The following is a 20,655-nucleotide window of genomic DNA, read 5'->3' as shown; positions in this document are numbered from 1 at the left end:
CCCCGGCCGGGTGGGCCCCGGTGGGCCGGTCGGTACCTGCGAGCCGAGCGGTACCGGTGGGCCGGGCCGTCCCTACGAGCCGAGCTCGGCCCGCGCGTCGACGAACGCGTCCACGGCACGGTTCACATCGTCCGTGGAGTGGGCGGCGGAGAGCTGGACGCGGATGCGGGCCGCGCCCTGCGGCACCACGGGGTACGAGAACCCGATCACGTACACACCGCGCTCCAGGAGCAGTTCCGCCATCCTGCCTGCCTTCGCCGCGTCCCCGATCATGACGGGGGCGATGGCGTGGTCACCGGGCAGGATGTCGAAGCCCTCCTCGGTCATCCGGGTACGGAAGAGCGCGGTGTTGGCGTTCAGCCGCTCACGCAGGTCTCCGGCGGACTCCAGCAGGTCGATGACCTTGAGGGAGGCGGCGGCGATGACCGGGGCGAGGGAGTTGGAGAAGAGGTACGGGCGCGAGCGCTGGCGCAGCAGTGCGACGATCTCGGCGCGGGCCGCGACATAGCCGCCGGAGGCACCGCCGAGTGCCTTGCCGAGGGTGCCGGTGATGATGTCGACCCGGTCCATGACGCCGTGCAGCTCGGGGGTGCCGCGTCCGCCGGCGCCGACGAAGCCGACGGCGTGCGAGTCGTCGACCATGACCATCGCGTCGTAGCGGTCGGCCAGGTCGCAGATCTCGCGCAGCGGGGCGACGTAGCCGTCCATGGAGAACACGCCGTCGGTGACGACGAGCCGGCGCCGGGACCCGGAGGCCTCCTTGAGCTGCTGCTCCAGGTCGGCCATGTCGCGGTTGGCGTAGCGGAAGCGCTTGGCCTTGGAGAGGCGGATGCCGTCGATGATCGAGGCGTGGTTGAGGGCGTCGGAGATGACCGCGTCCTCGGGGCCGAGCAGGGTCTCGAACACGCCGCCGTTGGCGTCGAAGCATGAGGAGTAGAGGATCGTGTCCTCCTGTCCGAGGAACGACGACAGCCGCGCTTCGAGCTCCTTGTGGACCTCCTGGGTGCCGCAGATGAAGCGGACGGAGGCGAGCCCGTAGCCCCAGCGGTCCAGCGCCTCGTGGGCGGCGGCGACGACCTCGGGGTGGTCGGCGAGGCCCAGGTAGTTGTTGGCGCAGAAGTTGAGCACCTCGCCGGGGCGGCCGCCGGAGGTGACGGACACGGTGGCGGACTGCGGGGTGCCGATCACGCGCTCGGGCTTGTGCAGCCCGGCGGCCTCGATCTCTTCGAGCGTGGTGCGCAGGTCGTCGCGTACGGAGTCGAACATGCGTCAGTCCTTAGGGTTCAGGAGGTCCAGTCGAGGATGACCTTGCCGCCGCGGCCGCTCGCCGCGTCGTCGAAGGCCGCTTCGAAGTCGCGGTGGCCGTACCGTCCGGTGATGACGGGCGCGAGGTCGAGGCCGCCCTCCAGCAGTACGGACATGGCGTACCAGGTCTCGTACATCTCGCGGCCGTAGATGCCCTTGATCGTGATCATCGAGGTGACGACGCGGGCCCAGTCGACGGCGAACTCCTCGGACGGCAGGCCGAGCATCGCGATCCGGCCGCCGTGCGTCATGTTCGCGATCATGTCGCGCATCGCCTCGGGCCGGCCGGACATCTCCAGACCGATGTCGAAGCCCTCCCGCAGTCCCAGGTGCCGCTGCCCGTCGGCGATGGTCTCCTCGCCGACGTTGAGGGCCAGGCTGACGCCGACCTTGCGGGCCAGCTCCAGGCGGGCCTCGCTGACATCGGTGATGACGACGTTGCGGGCGCCCGCGTGCCGGGCGACGGCCGCCGCCATGATCCCGATCGGGCCCGCGCCGGTGATCAGGACGTCCTCGCCGACCAGCGGGAAGGACAGCGCGGTGTGCACGGCGTTACCGAAGGGGTCGAAGATCGCGGCGACGTCCAGGTCGACGGGGACCCGGTGCACCCAGACGTTGGAGGCGGGCAGGGCGACGTACTCGGCGAAGGCCCCGTCGCGGCCGACGCCGAGGCCCAGGGTGGAGCGGCAGAGGTGACGGCGTCCGGCGAGGCAGTTGCGGCACTTCCCGCAGACCAGGTGGCCCTCGCCGCTGACCAGGTCGCCGACCTTGATGTCGACGACATCGGCGCCGAGCTCCGCGACCTCACCGACGAACTCGTGGCCGAGGATGAGCGGGGTGCGCACCGCCTGCTGTGCCCAGCCGTCGTAGGCCCGGATGTGCAGGTCGGTGCCGCAGATTCCGGTACGCAGGACCTTGATGAGTACGTCGGTGGGGCCGATCTCCGGCTCGGGGACGTCCATCAGCCACAGGCCCGGCTCGGCCTTCTGCTTCACGAGTGCCTTCACGGCTGCGGCTCCCTGCACATGTACGCGGGTGGTGGATGCCCCGGGCCGGGGCAGCCTTCAGGAAGCCTGCGGCCCGGGGACGTCGAAGGGGACGGCGGAGCGGCACGGTGGTGGAAAACCCCAGGTGAAGGGCGTGCGCCGGCCTGCTGCCGTCACGGAGAAATCTGCCGCACCAGGCGGTCCCAGGTCCATCGAGGATTTCTTAAGCGCGGCCGCAGCTCCGCTTCACACCTCGCCGTAGGGGCCCAGGAACCCGGGCTTCCCGTCCTCGGTGCGGTAGAGGAAGACCCCGTTGTCGAACCGCACCAGCCGGGTGTCGTAGAAGGAGAGGTCCCGCACGATGCCCCGGTAGCGGGTGCGGAACAGCCGCTGGGCGATCCCGCCGCGGTCCGCTCCGGCGGCGCTGGTGGTCTCGGCCGCCGCGGCGATCAGCCCGACCGCGTCGTACGCCTCGGCGGACCAGGTGGCGGGCGGCGCCCCGAAACGCGCGCGGTGCGCGGCGGTGAACTTCTTCGCGGAGGTCAGGGACAGCGGATCGGCGTACGCCTCGGCGAAGACCCATCCTTCGGCGGCCTTCCCCGCCTCCTTCAGGAAGCCGGGTGAGAGAACGGGGCCGGCGCTGACGCGGGCGCCGGTGAACCCGGCGGCGGCGAGGGCGGTGGCGCAGCGCGCACCCCGGGAGGGCGAACCGCCCGCGTACACCACGGCGTCCGCCCGCGCGCCGACGACCGCCCGCGCCACCGGGCCGAAGCCCTTCCCGGCGGCGACGGTGTGGGAGGTGATGGTGGCTCCGTCGAACCGTGCTTCGGTGAAGTCGTTGAGGATGGCCCAGCTGCGCTGCGGATCGGCGTCGTCCGCGATGAGATGGATCCGCTCCGAGGGCCGCGTGTGGACCAGGTAACTGATGAGTCCCACACTGAGGTTGTCGTCCAGGGCCCGGGTGACGCACAGGACCTGGTGATCGACGAAATCGGCCGCGGTGGAACCCGCCGCGACGATGACCACGGCCATCCCGGCCTTCCCGTACCGGACGACGATGTCCTCGGCGATCACGTCGCCGGTGGGCCCGATGACGGCCAGGACACGGGGGTCGGCGGTCAGCCGGCCGGCGGCCCGCCGCGCGCCGGCCGCGTCCCCGGCGTCGTCCTCGGTGCGCAGGGCGAGGCGGAAGGGCGCGTCGGTACGGAAGTTGTGGTCGGTGACGGCGAGCTGGACGCCCCGCCGGTGGGCGAGCCCGGTGGCGCGGCCGGGTCCGGTGAGGTCGGCGTGCAGCCCGAGCGTGTACGTGGGGCGGCTCCCGCCGCCCGCCGAGGAGCCGTTCCCGCTCCCGTTCCCGCTGCCGCGCCGCCCGGCGAGCCACGCCGCGGTGCCGCCGCCCGCGAGGAGTACGCCCCCGGCCGCCGAGGCGGTCAGCAGGCGCCGCCGGGAGGGGCCGGGGCGCCCGGCCTGCCGGGATCCGGGGTCCGTCCCGGGGCCCGCGGCCGATTCCGGCCCGTGCTGTCGTGTCCCGGGACCGGCCGGGGTCCCCGGACCGAACGGCGTTTCGGGGTCGGGCAGCGCGAGGGCCGCGGCCGACCGTTCGGCGATCAGCGCGGGGAGTCCGGCGGGCATCCACCGGTCCGGGTCGGCCGCCGGGTCGGTGTGCGCCTCGTCGGCCAGCGCCCGGTACACCTGCTCGGCGGTCGGCCGCGCCGCCGGGTCCTTGGCCAGACACGCGGCGGTCAGGGCCCGCAGTCCGGGCGGCAGCCCCTCCAGGTCCGGCTCCTCGTGCACCGTACGGAACAGCACGCCCGGCCCGGCGCCGTCCCCGAACGGGCGCCGCCCGGTCGCCGCGTACACGAGCACGCAGCCCAGCGAGAAGACGTCACACGCGGGTCCGACGGGCCCGGCGGACGCCTGCTCGGGCGCGAGGTAGCCGGGCGTACCGATGACCGCGTCGGTGGCGGTGAGCGCGGTGGCGCCTTCCTGCCGCGCGATGCCGAAGTCGATGAGCCGGGGCCCGTCCAGGGCGAGGAGAACGTTGCCGGGTTTGACGTCCCGGTGGATCAGCCCCGCCCCGTGCACCGCTACGAGGGCCGCCGCGAGCCGGGCACCGAGCGCCCGCACGGTGACGGCGGGCAGGGTCCCCTGTACCGCGATCACCTCGGCGAGCGAGGGGCCGGGCACGAATCCGGTGGCCAGCCACGGTTCCCGGGCTTCCGTGTCGGCGCCGACGACCGGGACCACCCACGGACCGGTGATCCGCGCGGCGGCCTCGGCCTCGCGGCGGAAGCGGGCCCGGAAGCCGGGGTCGGCGGCGTGCTCGGCACGGATCACCTTCACGGCGGCCAGTGCCCCGCCCGGGGACCGCGCCAGGTACACCACGCCCATCCCGCCCGCGCCGAGCCGGACCAGGGTGCGGTAGTCACCGATGGTGCGAGGGTCCTCGGAGGTGAGCGGCCGCATGTCAGGAGGCGGGTTTCGGGGCCGGGCCGAGATAGCGGTAGCGGCCGTTCTCGACACGGTAGAGGTGGGCGTCCCGGCCCACCAGCGACTGCTTCTCGTCGAAGGCGTAGGTGCGGGAGATCCCCTCGTACGTCGAGGCGGCGATCTCGGCGACGATCGCGGCCCGGCCGGGCCGCACGACGCGTCCGGAGCGCGCGGTGGGCCAGACGCTCCCGGTGTCCTGGGAGGGTGCGGCTCCTGGTGACGTGCTGTTCTCCGGTGACGCGCTGCTCTCCGGTGGCGCCGCCCCGTTCTTCCCCTCGCTGTCTCCCTGCCTCGCCGATCCCTCCGATTCCCCCGGCTTCCCCGATTCCCCGGGCTTCCCCGGCTTCCCCGTGACGTCGTCCCGTTGCCCCTTCACGAGGGCGACCAGTGCCTCGGCGACGAGCCCGGCCACGTCGTACGCCTCGGCGGCCCAGGCGGCGGGCGCGGTGCCGAACCGTTCGCGGTGCGCGGCGGCGAACTCCTTGGCGGCGGGCGCGGTCGCGTCCGTGTACGGGGTGATGAACTCCCAGCCCGTGGCGGCGTCCCCGGCCTTCGCGAGGAATTCCTTTCCCATGACGGTGTGCTGGCCGATGCGCGGCCCCTTGAACGGGGTGCCGGCGAGGGCGAGGGCCGCACGCGCGGCTCCGGCCGCGTCCCCCGCGTAGAAGAAGGCATCGCTCTTGTGGGTGAGCATGTCGGTGATCACCGGTCCCAGGTCCGCGACTCCGGCCGGCACCACGCGCGGATAGGTGGTCCCGGTGGTCAGCGAGGGCGTCATCATGTTGGTCGCGTAACCCACCTGGTAGGCGGACTGCCCACCGGCCCGGTCCATGAGCACGCCGAGGCGTTCGACGTCGGGGCGCAGGAGCAGGCGGTTGACGATCGGCATGGAGAGGGCGCCCCACGAGGGGGAGGCCTGGAAGAAGGACTTCTTGGACAGGGGCGCGTAGGCCATCGCCAGTGACGACAGCGTGAGCACCGCGAGCATCGCCTCGTCGTACGCGGGCAGCGACGCGCCGGTCGTGGCGTCGTCCGTCGGGCCGATGACGGCGAGGACATCGCGGTCACGGGCGAACCGCTCGGCCACCTGTACGGAGCGGTCGGGCCGCCCCCGGTCGTCGAGGGCTTTCACCGTGAGCGTGAAGGGCTTGTCCTTACGGGAGTTGAACCGTTCGACCGCGAGCCGGACGCCCCTCTCCTGCGCCTTCCCCAACGCCTTGCGAGGCCCGCTCAGATCGGCGTGCACGCCGATGATCCAGCGCCGCCCGCCGGAGGCGCCCCCCTTTCCGCCGCTGTCGGCGTCCTCGCCCGCCAGCCGCACGGCGGCGAAGGCGCCTCCGGCGACGGCCACCGCCCCACCGGCGGCAAGGAGAAGGAAACGCCGTCTGCCGGAATGGGCCGCCGGGGCGCCGGACTCACCGGGCTCCGTAGGAGCGTCGGACAGCGCCGGCTCCGGGGGCGTGGCGGACTCCTCGGCCACGGTGACGTCGATGTCCGGCAGCGCCAGCATCGCGGCGGACCGGTCGGCGATCAGCCGTACGACGTCCTCGGGCAGCCACTCCACCGGCCTGCCCGGTACGTCCTCGGTGATGCGCCCGTCGATCTCGGCGGCCGTCGGCCGCTCCCCCGGGTCCTTGGCCAGGCAGGCGGCCAGCAGCGCGCGCAGTCCGGCGTCATCGACCCCGTCGAGGTCCGGTTCGTCGTGCACGGTGCGGTAGAGCAGCGCCTGGACGGCCCCGCTGCCGAACGGGGGCCGTCCGGTGGCGGCGTAGGCGAGGAGGCAGCCCAGCGAGAAGATGTCGCTCGCGGGCCCGGCTGCCGTGCCGCCGCCGGAAGCCTGCTCGGGCGAGAGGAAGCCGGGGCTGCCGACGATGAGATCGGTGCTGGTCAGCGCGGTGGCGTCGGTGGCGCGGGCGATCCCGAAGTCGATGAGGCGGGGGCCGTCCGTGGTGAGCAGGACGTTGCCCGGCTTGACGTCACGGTGGACGAGTCCCGCCGTGTGTACGGCGGTCAGGGCGCGGGACAACAGCCGGCCGAGCACCATGACGCTGCGGGCGGGCAGCGGGCCACGCCGCGCCACCGCGTCGGAGAGCGCGGGGCCGGGCACGAACGCCGTTGCCAGCCACGGGCGTTCGCCGTCGGTCTCCGCTCCGGTGACCGGGACGGCCCAGGGGCTGTGCACGCTGCGGGCGGCCTCGACCTCGCGGCGGAACCGGGTCCGGAAGTCGTCGTCCTGCGCGTACTCGGGCAGGATCACCTTGATGGCGGCGAGCGCCCCCGCGTCGGTGCGCCCCAGGTAGACGACGCCCATGCCGCCTGCCCCGAGGCGGCCCAGGAGCCGGTGCCCGCCGATCCATGACGGGTCCGACGGCCTCAGTTCGTCCATCAGATATGCCTCAGCTCTGCTTCTCGACGGCGGATTCGAGCCGGACCAGCATGGTGGCCAGGGCCTCGGTGGCCAGGCTGTCGATCTCCTTCTCGGTGCGCCCCTTCGCGCCCTTGCCGGTCACCGCCACGGTGAACTGGAGGGTCTGCGCCTGCTGCCAGGCGTAGTGGTGCGGGCCACCGAGCTCCGCGCTCTGGAACTGTCCGAACTCGGTCAGCGCGTCCTCGGAGTTCTCCTGCGTGCTCTCACCCTGGAGCAGCGCGCCGGAGATCATCGAGCCGATGAGCTCTCCTTCCCGCAACTGCTGCGTGGGACAGCGCATCGTCTCCTCCAGCGACTCGGCCATCTCCCACCGCGCGTCCTCGCGGGTCCGGTGCACGGTGACGACGGCCGCCAGCCGTACCGGCCCCTTGCCCTTGGCGGCGGGCACCTCGAAGGAGCGGGTGAGGGTGGCCAGAACACTGCCGGCGGGCTTGCGCTGTTCCCAGACGCAGTCGGCACCCAGGACGGGCCAGGCGTCCGGGCCGCTCTCGTACGGACTCCGCTTCACCACCCCGGGGCCGAAGCTGTCAGGATCGGCGATGACCTTGCCGATGAAGGCGAGCGCGGTGCTCCGGGTCTTCGGCAGGCGAGCCGGATCGGCGTCGAGAAGCGGGGGCGTGGATGCGGATGAGGAGGCGGATGCGGGTGTGCCGGGTGAGGCCGGGGCTTTTGTGCCGGGGGCACCGCTGACCGGTGACCCCTTCCCCTGCGCGTCCCCCGCCGCGCCGCCGTCGGAACACCCTGTCAGCAGGAGTGGCAGAAGGAGCAGTGGGGCCCCGTACCGGAATCTGTTCAACGACCCGCGAAATGCCACGAGTTACCGCCCTCACGTCATCGACACCGGGGCGATCATACGATCGGGATGGCGTCGTGGGGCGGGCGGTACCGAACTGTTGCAGCATCAGAACCCGGTTACGCGGACGTTGCGGGAACATGACATTTCCGGGGGGCGGGACAGGGCTTACGTGCCGCCATCGCCCTTCAGGAACGCCAGGATGTGTGCGGCGAGCACGAGCGGCTGATCCTCCGGAATGAGCGTGTAGCTGTCAGGCACCTCCACCAGTCTTCCCTGCGGAAGAAGGTCCGCCAGCCGCCGCCCGTGCTCCGGCGGCATGACCTTGTCCTCGGTCGCCCATACGACGAGCGCGGGCCGGTCGAAGGTACGCAACTGCTCGGCCCATCGCAGGAGTTCAGCCTTGGCCGGGACGCCGAGGACATAGGAGCGCAGGTCGCGCCGGATCTCGCGCGACGACCACAGCGGCTGGAACCAGGCATCCATCACCTCATGCGGTACGGGCCGCTTGCTCATCCATCCCCAGGTGACGGGCAGCCGCCGCATCGGCTTGAGTTTCAGCAGTGCGAAGGCGGCCTTCAGGCCCCCGGGCACCTTGGCCGCGGCGTACAGATTGCCGCCGGGCAGCCCGGGCGGAAAGTTGCCGAACGCCTCGCAGGACGTGATCACCAGCTTGCCGATCCGCCGGTCCCGCCCGTCCGCGACGAGGGCCTGCGCCCCGCCCCAGTCGCTCATGACCAGGGTGACGTCCTGGAGTTCGAGTGCGTCGAGGAACTCCGCGACGATCCGGGCCACCCCGAGCACCGACAGGTCGGCATCGGGGCGCATGGGCCGACGATGTCCGCCGAGGGGCAGGGTCGGCACGACACACCGGAGGCCGGACGAGCGGAGTTCACCGGTGACATTGCGCCACAGCGAACCGTCCATGGCGACACCGTGCAGAAGGACCACCACCGGGCCGTCGCCGCCCGTGTCCTCGTACTCCACCACGCCCGCGGAAAGCTGAACTTCGGTCATGGCTCCAACGTAGGCCTGCGGCGACGACTGAAACGGCGAGGTCAGTCGGATTCAGGGCGCCAGGACGGTGCAGCACGGCGCGCCGAGTGTGCCGCGAGGAGGCCGATGGCCACTGCAGCCAGTGCGAAGCCAGTGGCTGCAGTGATCAAAACGGGCCAGGAGAACTTGCCTTCTCGCAAAGAGATGACAAAGAACAAAGAATGCCAGTTGGTGATGAATGTTGCGATGCCTGTAGAGATGAGCAATGGCACCGTCAGGTACCACAAAGCAATGGTGCGGAAGACGCGGTTGTTTCCGGCGAGGACGCTGAGGGGCGCTAGCCCTGTCCTGATGCGTACGAACTCAGCGGAAGCGCTGATCAGCCCTGTCACCAGTAGCAGAGCCAAACCCGCCCCGCCGAAAAGATAGAGCCAGTTATTGAGTCGGTTTTTCTGTTCGGAGCCGATTACCCAGGATTCGCCGGGCGTTTCGACGTTGATGCCAGGGAGTACAGAATAGGCGGATTTCTCGATTTCTGCCTGATGCCCAGGCTCGTCGGCGGTCACTATCAGCGATTGATTGGCACGCCCGGCGGGCAATGCACCCTTGACGGCCTGGACGGTGAGGTTCCCGTTGTAGGGGCTGGCCAGTTCTTCCAGCCGTGGGTCCTTCGTGGTAACCGGCTGGGCAGTTGTCAGGCAGGGCAAGCGCAGCGCTTTGAGGTCGGGGCAGGTGCCGGCCAAGTCGATGCGGGGGTGGTCACCTTCGGGGTGGGCGGTGATTGCCAGCAGATGTGTCCCGCCAGGAAGGGCCTGCGAGAGCTGTTCGGTAACGCGAGGCGTGAGGTTGCTGCTTGAGACGGTGAAAAGGGTGTCCCCCACACGTTGAGTCAACTGCTTGGCGGCGGCAGCGCTGTCTCCCAGCCGGCTGTTCCAGACCTGGAGGTGACTGATGAGACCGATGCCGATGATGAAGACTACGGAGAGCCTGACAAGTACCCCGGGGTGGGCTGCGGTCCAGCGACCGGCAATGAGGCGTCCCGCGTTCCCCTTGTGGTATCCACTTGCGGCGATTCGTTTTCCATTGGCGACGCTCAGCATGGTGATCGCTGACGGCAGCATCGCCCACATCAGGACGGTTCCGGACAGGAAGACCACGACATCCGGCCCCTTTGGGGCGTATTGACTGAACGCGATTGCCAGAATGCCGGTTACACACAAGGCCAGGCGCCACTTCGGCAGGTGCGAGGATGAAGTGCTGGGTCGCGTGGCCGTCTTCGTTCGTTGGACCCGGTGGAGGATCACGACCAGTAGCAGCGTCAGAACCAGCGAGGCAATAAGTGAGGTAATCAGCTGCGGCCACGCGTGGCGCAGGTCAGCAGCGTTGACGACGTAGCCGGTGAAGGGCAGTCGCACGTCGGTGGTCAGCAGTACGGCGGCAGGGATGAGGGACAACAGTGCCCCTATGGCAGCCGGGGTAAAGGCTTCCCCCACGTTGATCACCGCCCGGTGTGCCCAGGAAGCCCCCAGCGCGTTGACGAGGCGACTTCGGCGGTCCCGGGTTGCTGATCCGACCCGAGTGGCCACGACCAGCAAAGCCAAGGCCGGCACGACCATCAGGACCCCGATGACTCCGATGGTCTCCCCTTTGGTGTGGGGGTAGATGTCCTGGTTCATAGGGAAGAGCTGACCGAAGCCCGTGATGTACTGCCAGGATGCTGCCGTGGGGTTGGCTGGCGGATGAGTGGGGCGAGCGTAGGAAATTCGTTCAGAGGGGGACCTTAGCCCCTCCTTGCCGATCACCCCGGCGTAACTGCCGTATCGGTCGATGCTGTTGTTGTCCCTTGCCGCCCGGGCAAGTTCTGGAGACAGGAAAACCTCGCCTGGCTGTGGCCAGCGAGCGAGACCCGGTGGCGGAGGCGTGTCAGCCGCGAGGGGCTCGATGTAAATGATGCTGTGCGGTGACTCGCCGAATGCATCGATGGCCTCCTTCCACAGAGCTGTGGCCTGTTGTGCGCTGCTGGCCAGAAGGGGGCCTCGAGCAGCATCGCGCTGGGTGCGGCCGTCAAAGGTCGCACTGGTAGTGATCATGGCCAAGGCCGTCAGTGCAAGAGCTCCAGAGGCCGCCATGAGGGCCCACATGCGCAGCCTCGTTCCCGGCGTGGTGCGTGCCGAGGCCCGCCCGATCCGCAGAAGCTGAATCCAAAGCTGTCCGGGACGACGGAGAGGGGTGTGCCGGTCCGTCACGCGCGCACCCCCCGCTCGACCGAGATGAGCGCGCTCTCCTGGAGTTGGAGCTCCTCCGTCGCGCGATCGGCGACCGCGGGATCGTGGGTGACGACCAGTAACGCGCAACTCCGCTCGCGGCAGATCGCGAACAGTTGCTCGGCCACGTTCTCGCGCGCCTTGGGGTCCAAGGCACCGGTGGGTTCATCGGCAAGAAGCACCGCCGGCTCCGCGATGAGAGCACGGGCCACTGCCGTGCGCTGGCGTTCTCCTCCCGAGAGCATGCCCGTAGGGGTACTGCCGTGGGGCACTTCGAGTTCTTCCAGAAGACGGGTGGCGGACTCGTAGGCGCGATGATGGTCAGCTCCATCGAGAAGCATGGGCAAAGCCACGTTCTCCACTGGTGTCAGCTCGGGCAGCAACTCACCGAACTGGAAGACCATACCGAGGTGTTTGCGGCGGGCTTTGGTCAATGCGCCGGGCAGAAGTCCTGTAAGGCGGTGCCCTCCTGCCGTGATCGTGCCAGAGGCCGGTTTGATCAGGCCGAGCACGCACATCAACAGTGTTGATTTGCCCGATCCGCTGGGTCCGGTGACGGCCACCGACTTCCCCGGATCCACCGTGAGGCTGACGTCGTTGAGGAGTACGCGGTCTCCGACCTGATAAGTCAGGCCCTCGATCTGGAGACCACCGCCCGGTGGAGGGGTGCGGGTCACAGCACATCCATATCTGGAAGGAGGCGAGCAGAGGCGAAAAGGGACCGTCGGGCAAACCGTGGCACGGTTTGCCCGACGGGCATTCAAGCGGTAACTCCGGTTACGGAGCCTTCCACCCGGAGCAGTCGTCGCTGTCCCAATCGTTGTCGTCGCACGCCTTGAACTTGATGACCTTCGAGCCGTCGCCCGAGATCACGCGGGTCTTGTAGCCGCTCTGGTTCCACAGCGTGCGCAGAGTACCGGGACTGTCCTGGCGGTAGTACTCGGCCTTGCCCGAGTCGCCGTCGTCACTGCCGTCGTAGACGGAGATGAGGCCGCTGTCGTTGTTCCACGGGCTGGTCGCGGTGACACCACCCCCCTTGGCGTCGAGCGCCATCGCGGTGCTGGTGGGCACCCCGATCCCGATGACCAGGGATATCGCGGCAATCGCCTTGATTCTGCGCATAGTTGTTCCCTCCCCCTATTGAAGTGACCTGTGCGGCTCATGTGCCGCCCGGTTCACCAGATCATCACGTGGGGTGCAAGATCCCGTTACCTGAACATCACTCTCGGTGTGGCATACATCACTTGACAGAAGAGGAAGCTCCGCATCCACCCACAGTCGCGCCAGCACCGCCCCAAGCGTCAGCTCCCCGCCGGGCACGCGGTGCGCCAAGCCGACGCGGTCGCCCCGGTCAACCGGCACGGGCATTCCCTCGGGAGCTCCGCGGACAACGCCGCCGCGGAGAGGCCCCCAGCGGCGTCACCGCCGGCCTCTCCGCGGCGGCCATCGGGGCCCGGAATGGGAGCCCGGACGCCGGACGCCAGCTGCCCGGAGCCAGTTGCGCGGCGTCTCAGGATTGACCCGAGATCCGCAGCAACCTCCTTCGGGGGCTCCGCGTACACAGGGCGTCAGTACAGCAGGTCCAGTTCCGCGCGGACCGTCTTGCCGGGAGGCAGGCGGTCGATCACCTCCCACCGGTCGGCCAGCGCCTCGACCAGGATCAGCCCTCGGCCCGAGGCCGCGTCGGCCGAAGGCGGCGCGAGGTGTCCGGGGCCGGGTGGACGCTGTTCGCCCCGGGTGTCGGAGACCTCGATCCGCAGGGTACTGCGGGCGGGCCCGGACGGGGTGAGGGTCAGCGTCACTCCGAAGTCACGGCCGGGCACGCGGCCGTGCGTCGCGGCATTGGCAGCCAGCTCGGCGACCAGCAGTGCCGCCGTGTCGGACACATCACCGGCGTACGGGATGCCCCAGCTGTCCAGCGCCTGGAGCGCCAGGCGCCGGGCCAGGCGGGCGCCTCGCGGAGTGGAGCTGAACCGCTGGGTGAACTCACGGGCGGTCACCGGGTGGGGGGTGGTGGAGGTTGCTTCCATACGACGAGCGTGGCGCCGGTGCGTACCGCCTCACCAGATCGGCAGGGCGTACGCGAGATCTGCGTACGAGTACGCAGGGTGAGCAGTAGGCGCAACAGACCGTAACCATACGGTGGTTGCGTCGTGGCCCGCCGGGTACCGGCCCGAAGCTCGGGGCTCGGGGCTCGCGGCTCAAGTTCCGAGGCTCGGGACACGAGACTCGGACCACGAGACTCGGCCACGGAACTCATGACAACGCCCTCACTCTTTCGTGTGCACGAATCCCAGCGCTTCCCCGAAGCTTGAGACCCGGGTTCCGGGCGCCGGGACTCGGGGTTCGGGATTCGAGACCCTTCTTCAACCGAAGGTAAGAGAAAGGGGGTTGGGGAGATACCACCCTCCCTCCCCACCCGTCACGGCGAGCAAGTACGACTAATCGGGACCAACTTGCGGAGCCTCATCGCGACTGCTTACGGTGCCGACACAACCAAACAACCCCGACACGGTGTTAGCGCACCGGGCCGGGGTCTCACCCCAAGATCAGGAACCGATCTCGTGGCTTCAGAGAACTTTAGCGCCGCGCTGCCCGCGCCCGCATCCTCGCCGCCGAACCCCGCGTCCTCGCCCTCGAACCCGATGGCCAAGCCCGGTTACGGCAAGCGATCCACCCCCGGCCAGGCGCCCCGCCGCGCCGATGACTTCCTGTTACTGCCGGAGCGGGAGCGCTACATCGCCGCCTTCGTCGACCGGCTGCCGGACGGCGCCGCGATGAACGTCAAGAGCCTCGCCAAACAGCTCCCCTTCTACGGCCAGCAGGCCGTCAGCACCGCACTCACGGCGCTCTCGGTCGCGGGCCACCTGCGCAGGGTCCGGCGTCCGGTGGGTGAGGGCGAGCAGGTCCGCTGGGTCTTCCGCACCTTCTGGTCCCGCACCGCCCGCGACAACGAGTGGTGGACCGCGTACCTCTCCACCGAGTGCACCCCCGAGGCGGTTCCTGAAGCAGCTCCCGAAGCCGCTCCCCCACCGCATTGGGTGCCGGTCGAGGAAACACAGGCCGAGGAGCCGCCGGGCGAGGAAACACAGGCCGAGGAGCCGCCGGGCGGGGAAGCACGGGGCGAGGAAACACGGGCCGACGAGGCGCCGCCGCCCCACCCTCCCGCGCGGGAAGCCCCGCCCACACGGGAGGCCCCACCCGCAGCCGAAGCCCCGGCCGCCAACTCCCCGACCTCCAGCTCCTCCTCCCCCTCCCTCCCCCTCTCCCCTTCCCACTCCGACTTCCCCGCCCCGGAATCCCCCTCGCCCGCGTACGTCGCCCTCGCCCTGCTCGGCCGGACCGAACCCCGGCTCGCTCTCTCCGCCGCCGACTGCGCGGCGCTGGAGGAACTGGCCGCCGCCTGGCTGGCGCGAGGCGTGAGTACGGATCACCTCATCCACGCCCTCACCTCCGGGCTCCCCGACGTGGTCAATGTCCCGCGAGGCTTCGTGCGCCGCCGCCTGCACGACAAGATGCCGCCCCGCCTGCCCGCGACCGCCATGGCCGCCACCACCTCCCCCGCCTCCCCGGCACCGGCGCTGGAAGCGGTACGCCGGACCATGGTCGAGTGCACCGAGTGCGGAGCGCCCGGCCGCCCCGAAGCCCTCCCCGACGGCCTCTGCCGCGCCTGCCGCCCCGCCCCCTCCGGCGGCCCGGAGAGCGCCCCCGGGCCCGCCCCCGATCCGGCCGCCGAGGCCATCGCCGCGCGGGACGTCCACGCCCTTGTCGGACACCTGCGCGTCCTGACCAGAATCCCGTGACCATGACATCCCGTCACGCGCTCTGCCCAGCTCTGGAACCCGTACGCTCCGTCAGCGTACGGGTGCACACGGTGGACAGTACGGGTCACACAACGTGACGATGGATCAAACGAGTTGGGTGCGGTTGGGGACAGGCGCGAGAGGTGAACGGGTATGACGGACATCGCGGGCGGTACGGGTGGAATGACCGGCGGAGCCACGGGAGGAAGCGGCGAGCCGGAGGCCACCGACAGCCTCAAGGCGTTCGGTGAGGTCGTCAAGGCCTTCCGGAAGCGAGCCGGGCTGACACAGAAACAGTTCGCGCCGCTGGTGCGGTACTCGGTGCCGACCATCGCCTCCATCGAACAGGGCCGCCGCTTCCCACCGCCCGCGTTCGTGGACCGGGCGGAAGATGTACTGAACGCGTTCGGCGTGATCAGGGCAGCGGCGAAGCACCTCTCACGGCGTCCGGGGCTGGCCAGCTGGTTCCGGGTGTGGGCGCGACTGGAAGCGGAGGCGCTCAGCCTCAACACGTATGAATGCCGCTTGATTCCGGGACTGTTGCAGACGGATGCGTACACCCGGACGCTGTTCGTCAACCGGCTCCCTCCGCTGGACGACGAACAGATCGGGGCGCAGATGGCGACCCGGTCGCAACGGCAGCGCCTGCTGCACGAGCGGCCCAACACCGCCTACAGCTTCATCGTCGAGGAGCATCTGTTCCTGCGGCAGATGGGCGGGCCCGAGGTCACTCGTGACCTCATCGACCACATCATCGAGCTCGCCGAACTGCGCAACGTCGAGATCCAGCTGATGCCACTGGTACGACATGACCACGCCGGGATGGACGGTCCGTTGCAGCTCTGCGAGAGTCCGGACCACCGCTGGTTCGGCTATTCCGAGGGACAGAAGAGCGGGCAACTCATGTCCGATCCCCAAGTGGTCAGCACCTACCTGATGCGATATGCCAGGATGCGGTCACAGGCTCACTCCCTGGAGTACTCCCTGAGCCTGTTGCGGCAGATGCGAGGAGCGCTATGAACACCACAGACCTGGCCTGGTTCAAGAGCAGTTACAGCGGCAGCGACGGCGACAGCTGCGTCGAGGTCGCCCTCTCCTGGCACAAATCCAGCTACAGCGGCAGTTCCGGCGACGACTGCGTCGAGGTCGCCGCCGACTGGCACAAGTCCAGCCACAGCGGCAGTTCCGGTGACTCCTGCGTCGAGGTCGCCACCTGCCCCGGCACCGTGCACGTCCGGGACTCGAAGGTCACCGAGGGCCCGCAGCTCGCCCTCTCCTCCCCCACCTGGACGACCTTCCTCGCGTACGCCACGCAGGGCTGATCCACGCGGATCCACGGCCCGCTTTCGTCGGTACCGGACCGTCGGTCCGCCGGATCGGGCAGCCCGTTACAGCGAGTCCTGGCCATCACCAAGAGCGACTTCCGGACCAGGGTGGCGAAAGCACTCGCCACCCTGCTTCGCACCCTCTAGGGTCGGCACCCTGTCTGCTGAAAACGGGGAAGCAGGAAAGCACATGGATCCGATCACGGCTGCCGCCGTAGCCGGAGTCGCGCTGATCGTCAAAGGCGCGCTGGAATCCGCCGGCCAGGAAGCGGGCCGCTCGGGGTGGAGCGGGAGCGCCCGGCTCATCGAGCGGATGCGGGCCAGATTCCGCGGGGATACCGAGGCTGAAGGGGCTCTCGACCGGGTGCAGCAGAGCCCCGGCGATACGGCCGCCCAGGACGAGCTGCAGCGCATGGTGCTCGCCCACATGCTCCGCGACCGGGACTTCGAGGCCGATATCCGCAGGTCCGTCGACGAGGCCGTCGCCGCGCAGGGCGGCCAGGCCCAGGTCAATGCCGCAGTGATCAAGAATGCCCAGGTCTTCAACGAGAAGGTGGAGATCAAGGGCGACTGGAACATCTCCTGACGGGCTGAAGACTCCATGAGCGAGGAAACACCGCCGGACGAAGCGGTGCGCACGTCGGGCAGGCCCGAACCGGCCACCCCTGGGGAGACGCCCGAGTCAACAGCCGGTGGCGCGGCGGACGAGGACGGGCCGGTCAGTGAGTCGGACGCCCTGCGTTCACTCACCAGCGGGGGCGAAGGCGAAGCAGAACGGGCCGAGGCGCTGCGTGCCGGAGCCATCGCCGACCGGATCGCCGAGCGGCTGAATGCCGACGGTGCGGGCACGACCATCGGCACCCTAGCGCTCTTCAACGACTCGGTGAGCTTCGGCGGTGCCTTCAACCTGGGCGGTCGCGGCGGGTCTGCCTCCGCCGGGGGTCCGGGTACGAGAAACGGCACAGCGGTGCGGTTGACCGAGGACGAGATCGCGGCGCACACCGAACTGTATGTGCACCCGGAGTGCTACGACGATGCCCTGGAGTCCCTGCGCACCCGCCACCTCCTTCTGCTGTCGGGCCCGCCGGGCAGCGGACGCACCGCCGCCGCAGTCAATCTGCTCGCTGAGGCGCTGACCCTGAACGGCGCGGAGGACGGCGGCTGCCACCTGATCCTCGACCCCTTGTCCATCGCCGCGCCGGACTGGGAGCCCCCGGCGGATCACAGCGGTTGCCTCGCCGTGCTGGACGACGGGCTGCCCGAGACGATGGCGCGGGCACTGACCGGTGCGGCCTCGAAACTGCGGGCGGCGGAGGCCCATCTCGTACTCGTCGGCGGGCCCGGACTGGATGCCGCCGTGTACGGGCACGGCGGTGAGGACATCGCACGGCACGGCCTCGACCCGGTCGACCCGGTCGCTCTCCTTGAGCGGCGGGTGCTGGGTCACAGCGGTGATCCCGACCGAAAGGCCGAGTTGTCCGCCCTGCTCAGGACCTCCGGCGCCGTGACCGCCCTGCGCGAGCGGCCTCAGGCCGCCCAGGCGGCGCGGCTCGCCTCGGTGATCACCGCAGGCGGTGACCTTGCGGCGGCGGTTGCCGCGCTGCGCGACCCCAGCGAGCAGGTGTACACGTGGTTCCGTACCCATCATGAGCCGGAAGCGGTCGCGTTCGCCATGGCCGTCGCCGTCCTGGAAGGAAGCGGCTACCTCACCGTCGCCGACGCCGCGGTCGGTCTCCGCAAGGACCTGTCGCCGGTGGATATCGCCCCGCCCGACGTCCGCTTCCGGGACCGGTTGGCACATGACCAGCCCTGGATCGAGCTGGTGTTCCCGGGACCGGGGGAACCGCCCGGATCGCCGAGAGTGCGATTCCGGAGCGCCCTCGTACGGCAGGCGGTGCTCACCTACGCGTGGACCACCCTCGACGGCCGCCGGGAAGCGGTGCTCCAGTGGCTGCGGCGGCTGCTCCGGCACGCCGACCTTGAGGTGAGGGCCCAAGCCGCTGTCTCGGCGGGAGTACTGGCGCGCGCCGACTACCACTACGCGATCCACCGGTTCCTCAAGTCCTGGGCGGGAAGCCCGTCCTGGCCCGTGCGACAGGCCGCCGCGACCGCTCTCGGAGTCACCGGTTCGACGCCCGCCACCGAGGAACCTGTCTGGGAACTGCTGCACCAATGGGCGCGCGGCGGTCACTCCGCGTACGAGCGGCGCCTGGCAAGCACTGCCGCCAACACGGTGGGTGGCCTGTTCGGCCGGAACGCGCCGGTCCGGGCACTGGAGTTGCTGCGCAGCGCCCTGGACCGGGGCGACGACTGGGGAACGCTCACGCCGGTGGCCTGGAGCGGAGTACATCTCATCCACCAGGGACGTACCGCCGAGGTGCTCGCCGCCTACCTGGACTGGTCGCGGCCGCAGGACACCTCTCCCCTGGTTCTCAAGACCCTGTCGTCGTTCGTGTTCGCCGTCTCGACTCCGTACGCGTCGGTGTCGCCGGACGGATTGGGACCGGCCGACGCCGTGGACGGGGTGCCGGTGCTGCTCAGCTCCTTCCCCCGCCACCGGGTCGCACTCGCGGAGCTCTGGGCGCGCGCACTGGCCCGCAAACCCGTACAGAAAACAGCACTTGAGGCACTGCGGGTGTGGATCGACACCCATGCGGACGCGTCCCCGGGCGGCCGCGCAGCTCTTCGCACCTTGGTGCTCGACATCGCGGGAGCCCCGGGAAAGCACCGGGAGCGACTCTTCTGGTGGCTGTCGAAGTGGGCCTCCGACAAGGAGTCCCCCTCCGCCCACGCGGCCGAACTGGCCCGCGTGCTCGATCGCTGAATTCGAGCGGTCGGAGGTACGTCGCTGAGCGATCCGGTGTGAGTGGAGCATGTGAGAGGAGAACGGTGGAGGAACTGACGTACAACCCCGTACTGGACAGCCAGCCGGTGCCGCGCTGGCGGCTGATGAATCCGCTGCGTCCTCCGGTGCCCGGCCGGGCGCTGGTGCTGGTGCCGGACGAAGGGCGAGCGCTGACCATCCTGCCGGGCGAGGAGATTCCGGCCGCGCGCTTCGGCTCGTATCAGAGCGTGTACACCGTCGATATGACCGAGCACCGGCTGGTCCTCGACATTCCCCTGTTGAGCAGGGACCCTTCGTTCTCGTTCCGCGGTCGAGTCGATCTGGTGTGCCGGGTCGGTGATCCAGCGGAGGTCGTCCGGCGCGGGATCCGCGATATGAGCGGGGCTCTGCACGGAGCGCTGCGCAAGATGCTCCGCGGTGTCTCCCGTGAGTACGACATCGCTGAGTTCCACGACGCCGAGCGGGCATTGAACGCGTCACTGCGCAGCTTCGAGGGGGACTCTGCCGTACGGCTGCGCAGCGTCCAGGTCGAGCTCCTGGTCGACGAGGACGAGATCGCCACCAGTGGGCGCGCGTTCCGTGATGTCGAGCGCGAGACCCGACTGGACGGCATGCGCCGACGGCGCCACCTGGACCTGATGCGTGATGAGGGGGTGGAGGGCATCATCGCCGGGATCATGGAGCGGGAGGGGCCGCGTGCGGCACTCGAGTGGATCGAGAAGGGCGAGGCCGAGCAGCGGGAGGCGAACCTCCAGACTCTACGCATGGTGCTGGAGCGGGGAGACGGCGACCGGGAGCCCTTTGAGCAGACCGAACTCGAACGTGCCGTGATCGACGGCATCCTCGGGGGCGGGGACCGGCCGTCCGGTGGAGTGCGGCGCGGCCGGCTGCGCGGCGTACTCTCCGCGGGGCGCGAGGCGGAGGACGAGCATCCCTCATCGGCCCCGGCCTCCGCAGAACGCGCGGCGGAGACCCGGGGAAGCGGGGCAGGGCCGAGGCGAGGCCGTGCGAGGCCACCGCTACGGGGCGAGGTGGTGATGCCAGTGGTCACTCCTCCGGAGGACGAACCCGTGCCGCCGAGCGCGGGGGCAATCCGGCCGGATTCCCCGACGACGCCGCCGCCGGTCCGCCCGGAGCCACGGGCGACGGGCCCTGCTCCGGAGCGCGGCGCGGCAGCCTCCCGGCCGTCACGTATCTCCGGAACCTCACGGACTTCAAGGCCTCAGGATTCGCGGGAGACCGGGGCTCCATCGAGCTCGCCAGCGGCTCCGTCGAGTGCACCGGCCCCGGAACAGCCGGCGCGTGTCAGCCGGGTGCGAGGCACCGCCAAGCGGCAGAACAGGGACGGCGGTACACCTTCATGACCAACCCGCACCACAACAGGCCCGATGCCTGGTCCGGCGCCCGCCACTCTCGCGAA

16 protein-coding genes are annotated in these 20,655 nt (G+C 70.1%); 6 read left to right on the top strand and 10 right to left on the bottom strand.

Annotated features, from left to right (window positions below):
• Positions 1–72 precede the first annotated feature (72 nt).
• The 10 genes from ACIGJO_RS27800 to ACIGJO_RS27755 form a co-directional block, all read right to left on the bottom strand.
• Complete coding sequence (locus ACIGJO_RS27800) at positions 73–1,266, bottom strand: glycine C-acetyltransferase (RefSeq protein ID WP_399962633.1); 1,194 nt, start codon at positions 1,264–1,266, stop codon at positions 73–75.
• Between the two features lie 17 nt (positions 1,267–1,283).
• Positions 1,284–2,312 carry an L-threonine 3-dehydrogenase gene (tdh, locus tag ACIGJO_RS27795; protein ID WP_266924992.1) on the bottom strand — a complete coding sequence of 343 codons (1,029 nt, stop codon included), beginning with the start codon at positions 2,310–2,312 and terminating at the stop codon, positions 1,284–1,286.
• 225 nt (positions 2,313–2,537) lie between these two features.
• Complete coding sequence (locus tag ACIGJO_RS27790) at positions 2,538–4,757, bottom strand: bifunctional serine/threonine-protein kinase/ABC transporter substrate-binding protein (protein WP_399962630.1); 2,220 nt, start codon at positions 4,755–4,757, stop codon at positions 2,538–2,540.
• Between the two features lies 1 nt (position 4,758).
• Positions 4,759–7,167, bottom strand: coding sequence for an ABC transporter substrate-binding protein (locus tag ACIGJO_RS27785; protein WP_399962628.1), 2,409 nt, complete (start codon positions 7,165–7,167; stop codon positions 4,759–4,761).
• Positions 7,168–7,177: 10 nt separating this feature from the next.
• Positions 7,178–8,005: a hypothetical protein gene (locus ACIGJO_RS27780; protein ID WP_399962626.1), complete on the bottom strand. Its 828-nt coding sequence runs from the start codon at positions 8,003–8,005 to the stop codon at positions 7,178–7,180.
• A 165-nt stretch (positions 8,006–8,170) separates the two neighbouring features.
• Complete coding sequence (locus ACIGJO_RS27775) at positions 8,171–9,019, bottom strand: alpha/beta fold hydrolase (protein WP_399962624.1); 849 nt, start codon at positions 9,017–9,019, stop codon at positions 8,171–8,173.
• A 41-nt stretch (positions 9,020–9,060) separates the two neighbouring features.
• Positions 9,061–11,088, bottom strand: coding sequence for a permease (locus ACIGJO_RS27770; protein ID WP_399962809.1), 2,028 nt, complete (start codon positions 11,086–11,088; stop codon positions 9,061–9,063).
• Positions 11,089–11,240: 152 nt separating this feature from the next.
• Positions 11,241–11,939, bottom strand: a complete 699-nt coding sequence (locus ACIGJO_RS27765; protein ID WP_399962622.1) for an ABC transporter ATP-binding protein — start codon at positions 11,937–11,939, stop codon at positions 11,241–11,243.
• 100 nt (positions 11,940–12,039) lie between these two features.
• Positions 12,040–12,384, bottom strand: coding sequence for a hypothetical protein (locus tag ACIGJO_RS27760; RefSeq protein WP_399962620.1), 345 nt, complete (start codon positions 12,382–12,384; stop codon positions 12,040–12,042).
• Between the two features lie 446 nt (positions 12,385–12,830).
• On the bottom strand, positions 12,831–13,292 hold the full coding sequence (locus tag ACIGJO_RS27755) for an ATP-binding protein (RefSeq protein WP_399962618.1): 462 nt from the start codon (positions 13,290–13,292) through the stop codon (positions 12,831–12,833).
• Between the two features lie 534 nt (positions 13,293–13,826).
• On the opposite strand from ACIGJO_RS27755, the gene ACIGJO_RS27750 reads away from it, so the two are divergent.
• The 6 genes from ACIGJO_RS27750 (at position 13,827) to ACIGJO_RS27725 (ending at position 20,599) form a co-directional block, all read left to right on the top strand.
• Positions 13,827–15,065: a MarR family transcriptional regulator gene (locus ACIGJO_RS27750; protein ID WP_399962616.1), complete on the top strand. Its 1,239-nt coding sequence runs from the start codon at positions 13,827–13,829 to the stop codon at positions 15,063–15,065.
• Positions 15,066–15,218: 153 nt separating this feature from the next.
• Entirely contained in the window at positions 15,219–16,085 is an 867-nt protein-coding gene (locus ACIGJO_RS27745) for a helix-turn-helix transcriptional regulator (protein ID WP_399962614.1), read from the top strand.
• Entirely contained in the window at positions 16,082–16,387 is a 306-nt protein-coding gene (locus ACIGJO_RS27740) for a DUF397 domain-containing protein (RefSeq protein ID WP_399962612.1), read from the top strand. The genes ACIGJO_RS27745 and ACIGJO_RS27740 overlap by 4 nt, the downstream gene beginning before the upstream one ends.
• A gap of 193 nt (positions 16,388–16,580) precedes the next feature.
• Positions 16,581–16,976, top strand: coding sequence for a hypothetical protein (locus ACIGJO_RS27735; protein ID WP_399962610.1), 396 nt, complete (start codon positions 16,581–16,583; stop codon positions 16,974–16,976).
• 15 nt (positions 16,977–16,991) lie between these two features.
• Positions 16,992–19,214, top strand: a complete 2,223-nt coding sequence (locus tag ACIGJO_RS27730; RefSeq protein ID WP_399962608.1) for a hypothetical protein — start codon at positions 16,992–16,994, stop codon at positions 19,212–19,214.
• A 65-nt stretch (positions 19,215–19,279) separates the two neighbouring features.
• Positions 19,280–20,599, top strand: a complete 1,320-nt coding sequence (locus ACIGJO_RS27725; RefSeq protein WP_399962606.1) for a hypothetical protein — start codon at positions 19,280–19,282, stop codon at positions 20,597–20,599.
• Positions 20,600–20,655: the final 56 nt, after the last annotated feature.

The organism is Streptomyces sp. NPDC079020 (assembly GCF_044542225.1).
Taxonomy (GTDB): domain Bacteria; phylum Actinomycetota; class Actinomycetes; order Streptomycetales; family Streptomycetaceae; genus Streptomyces.
This window is presented reverse-complemented; position numbering and strand designations above follow the sequence as displayed.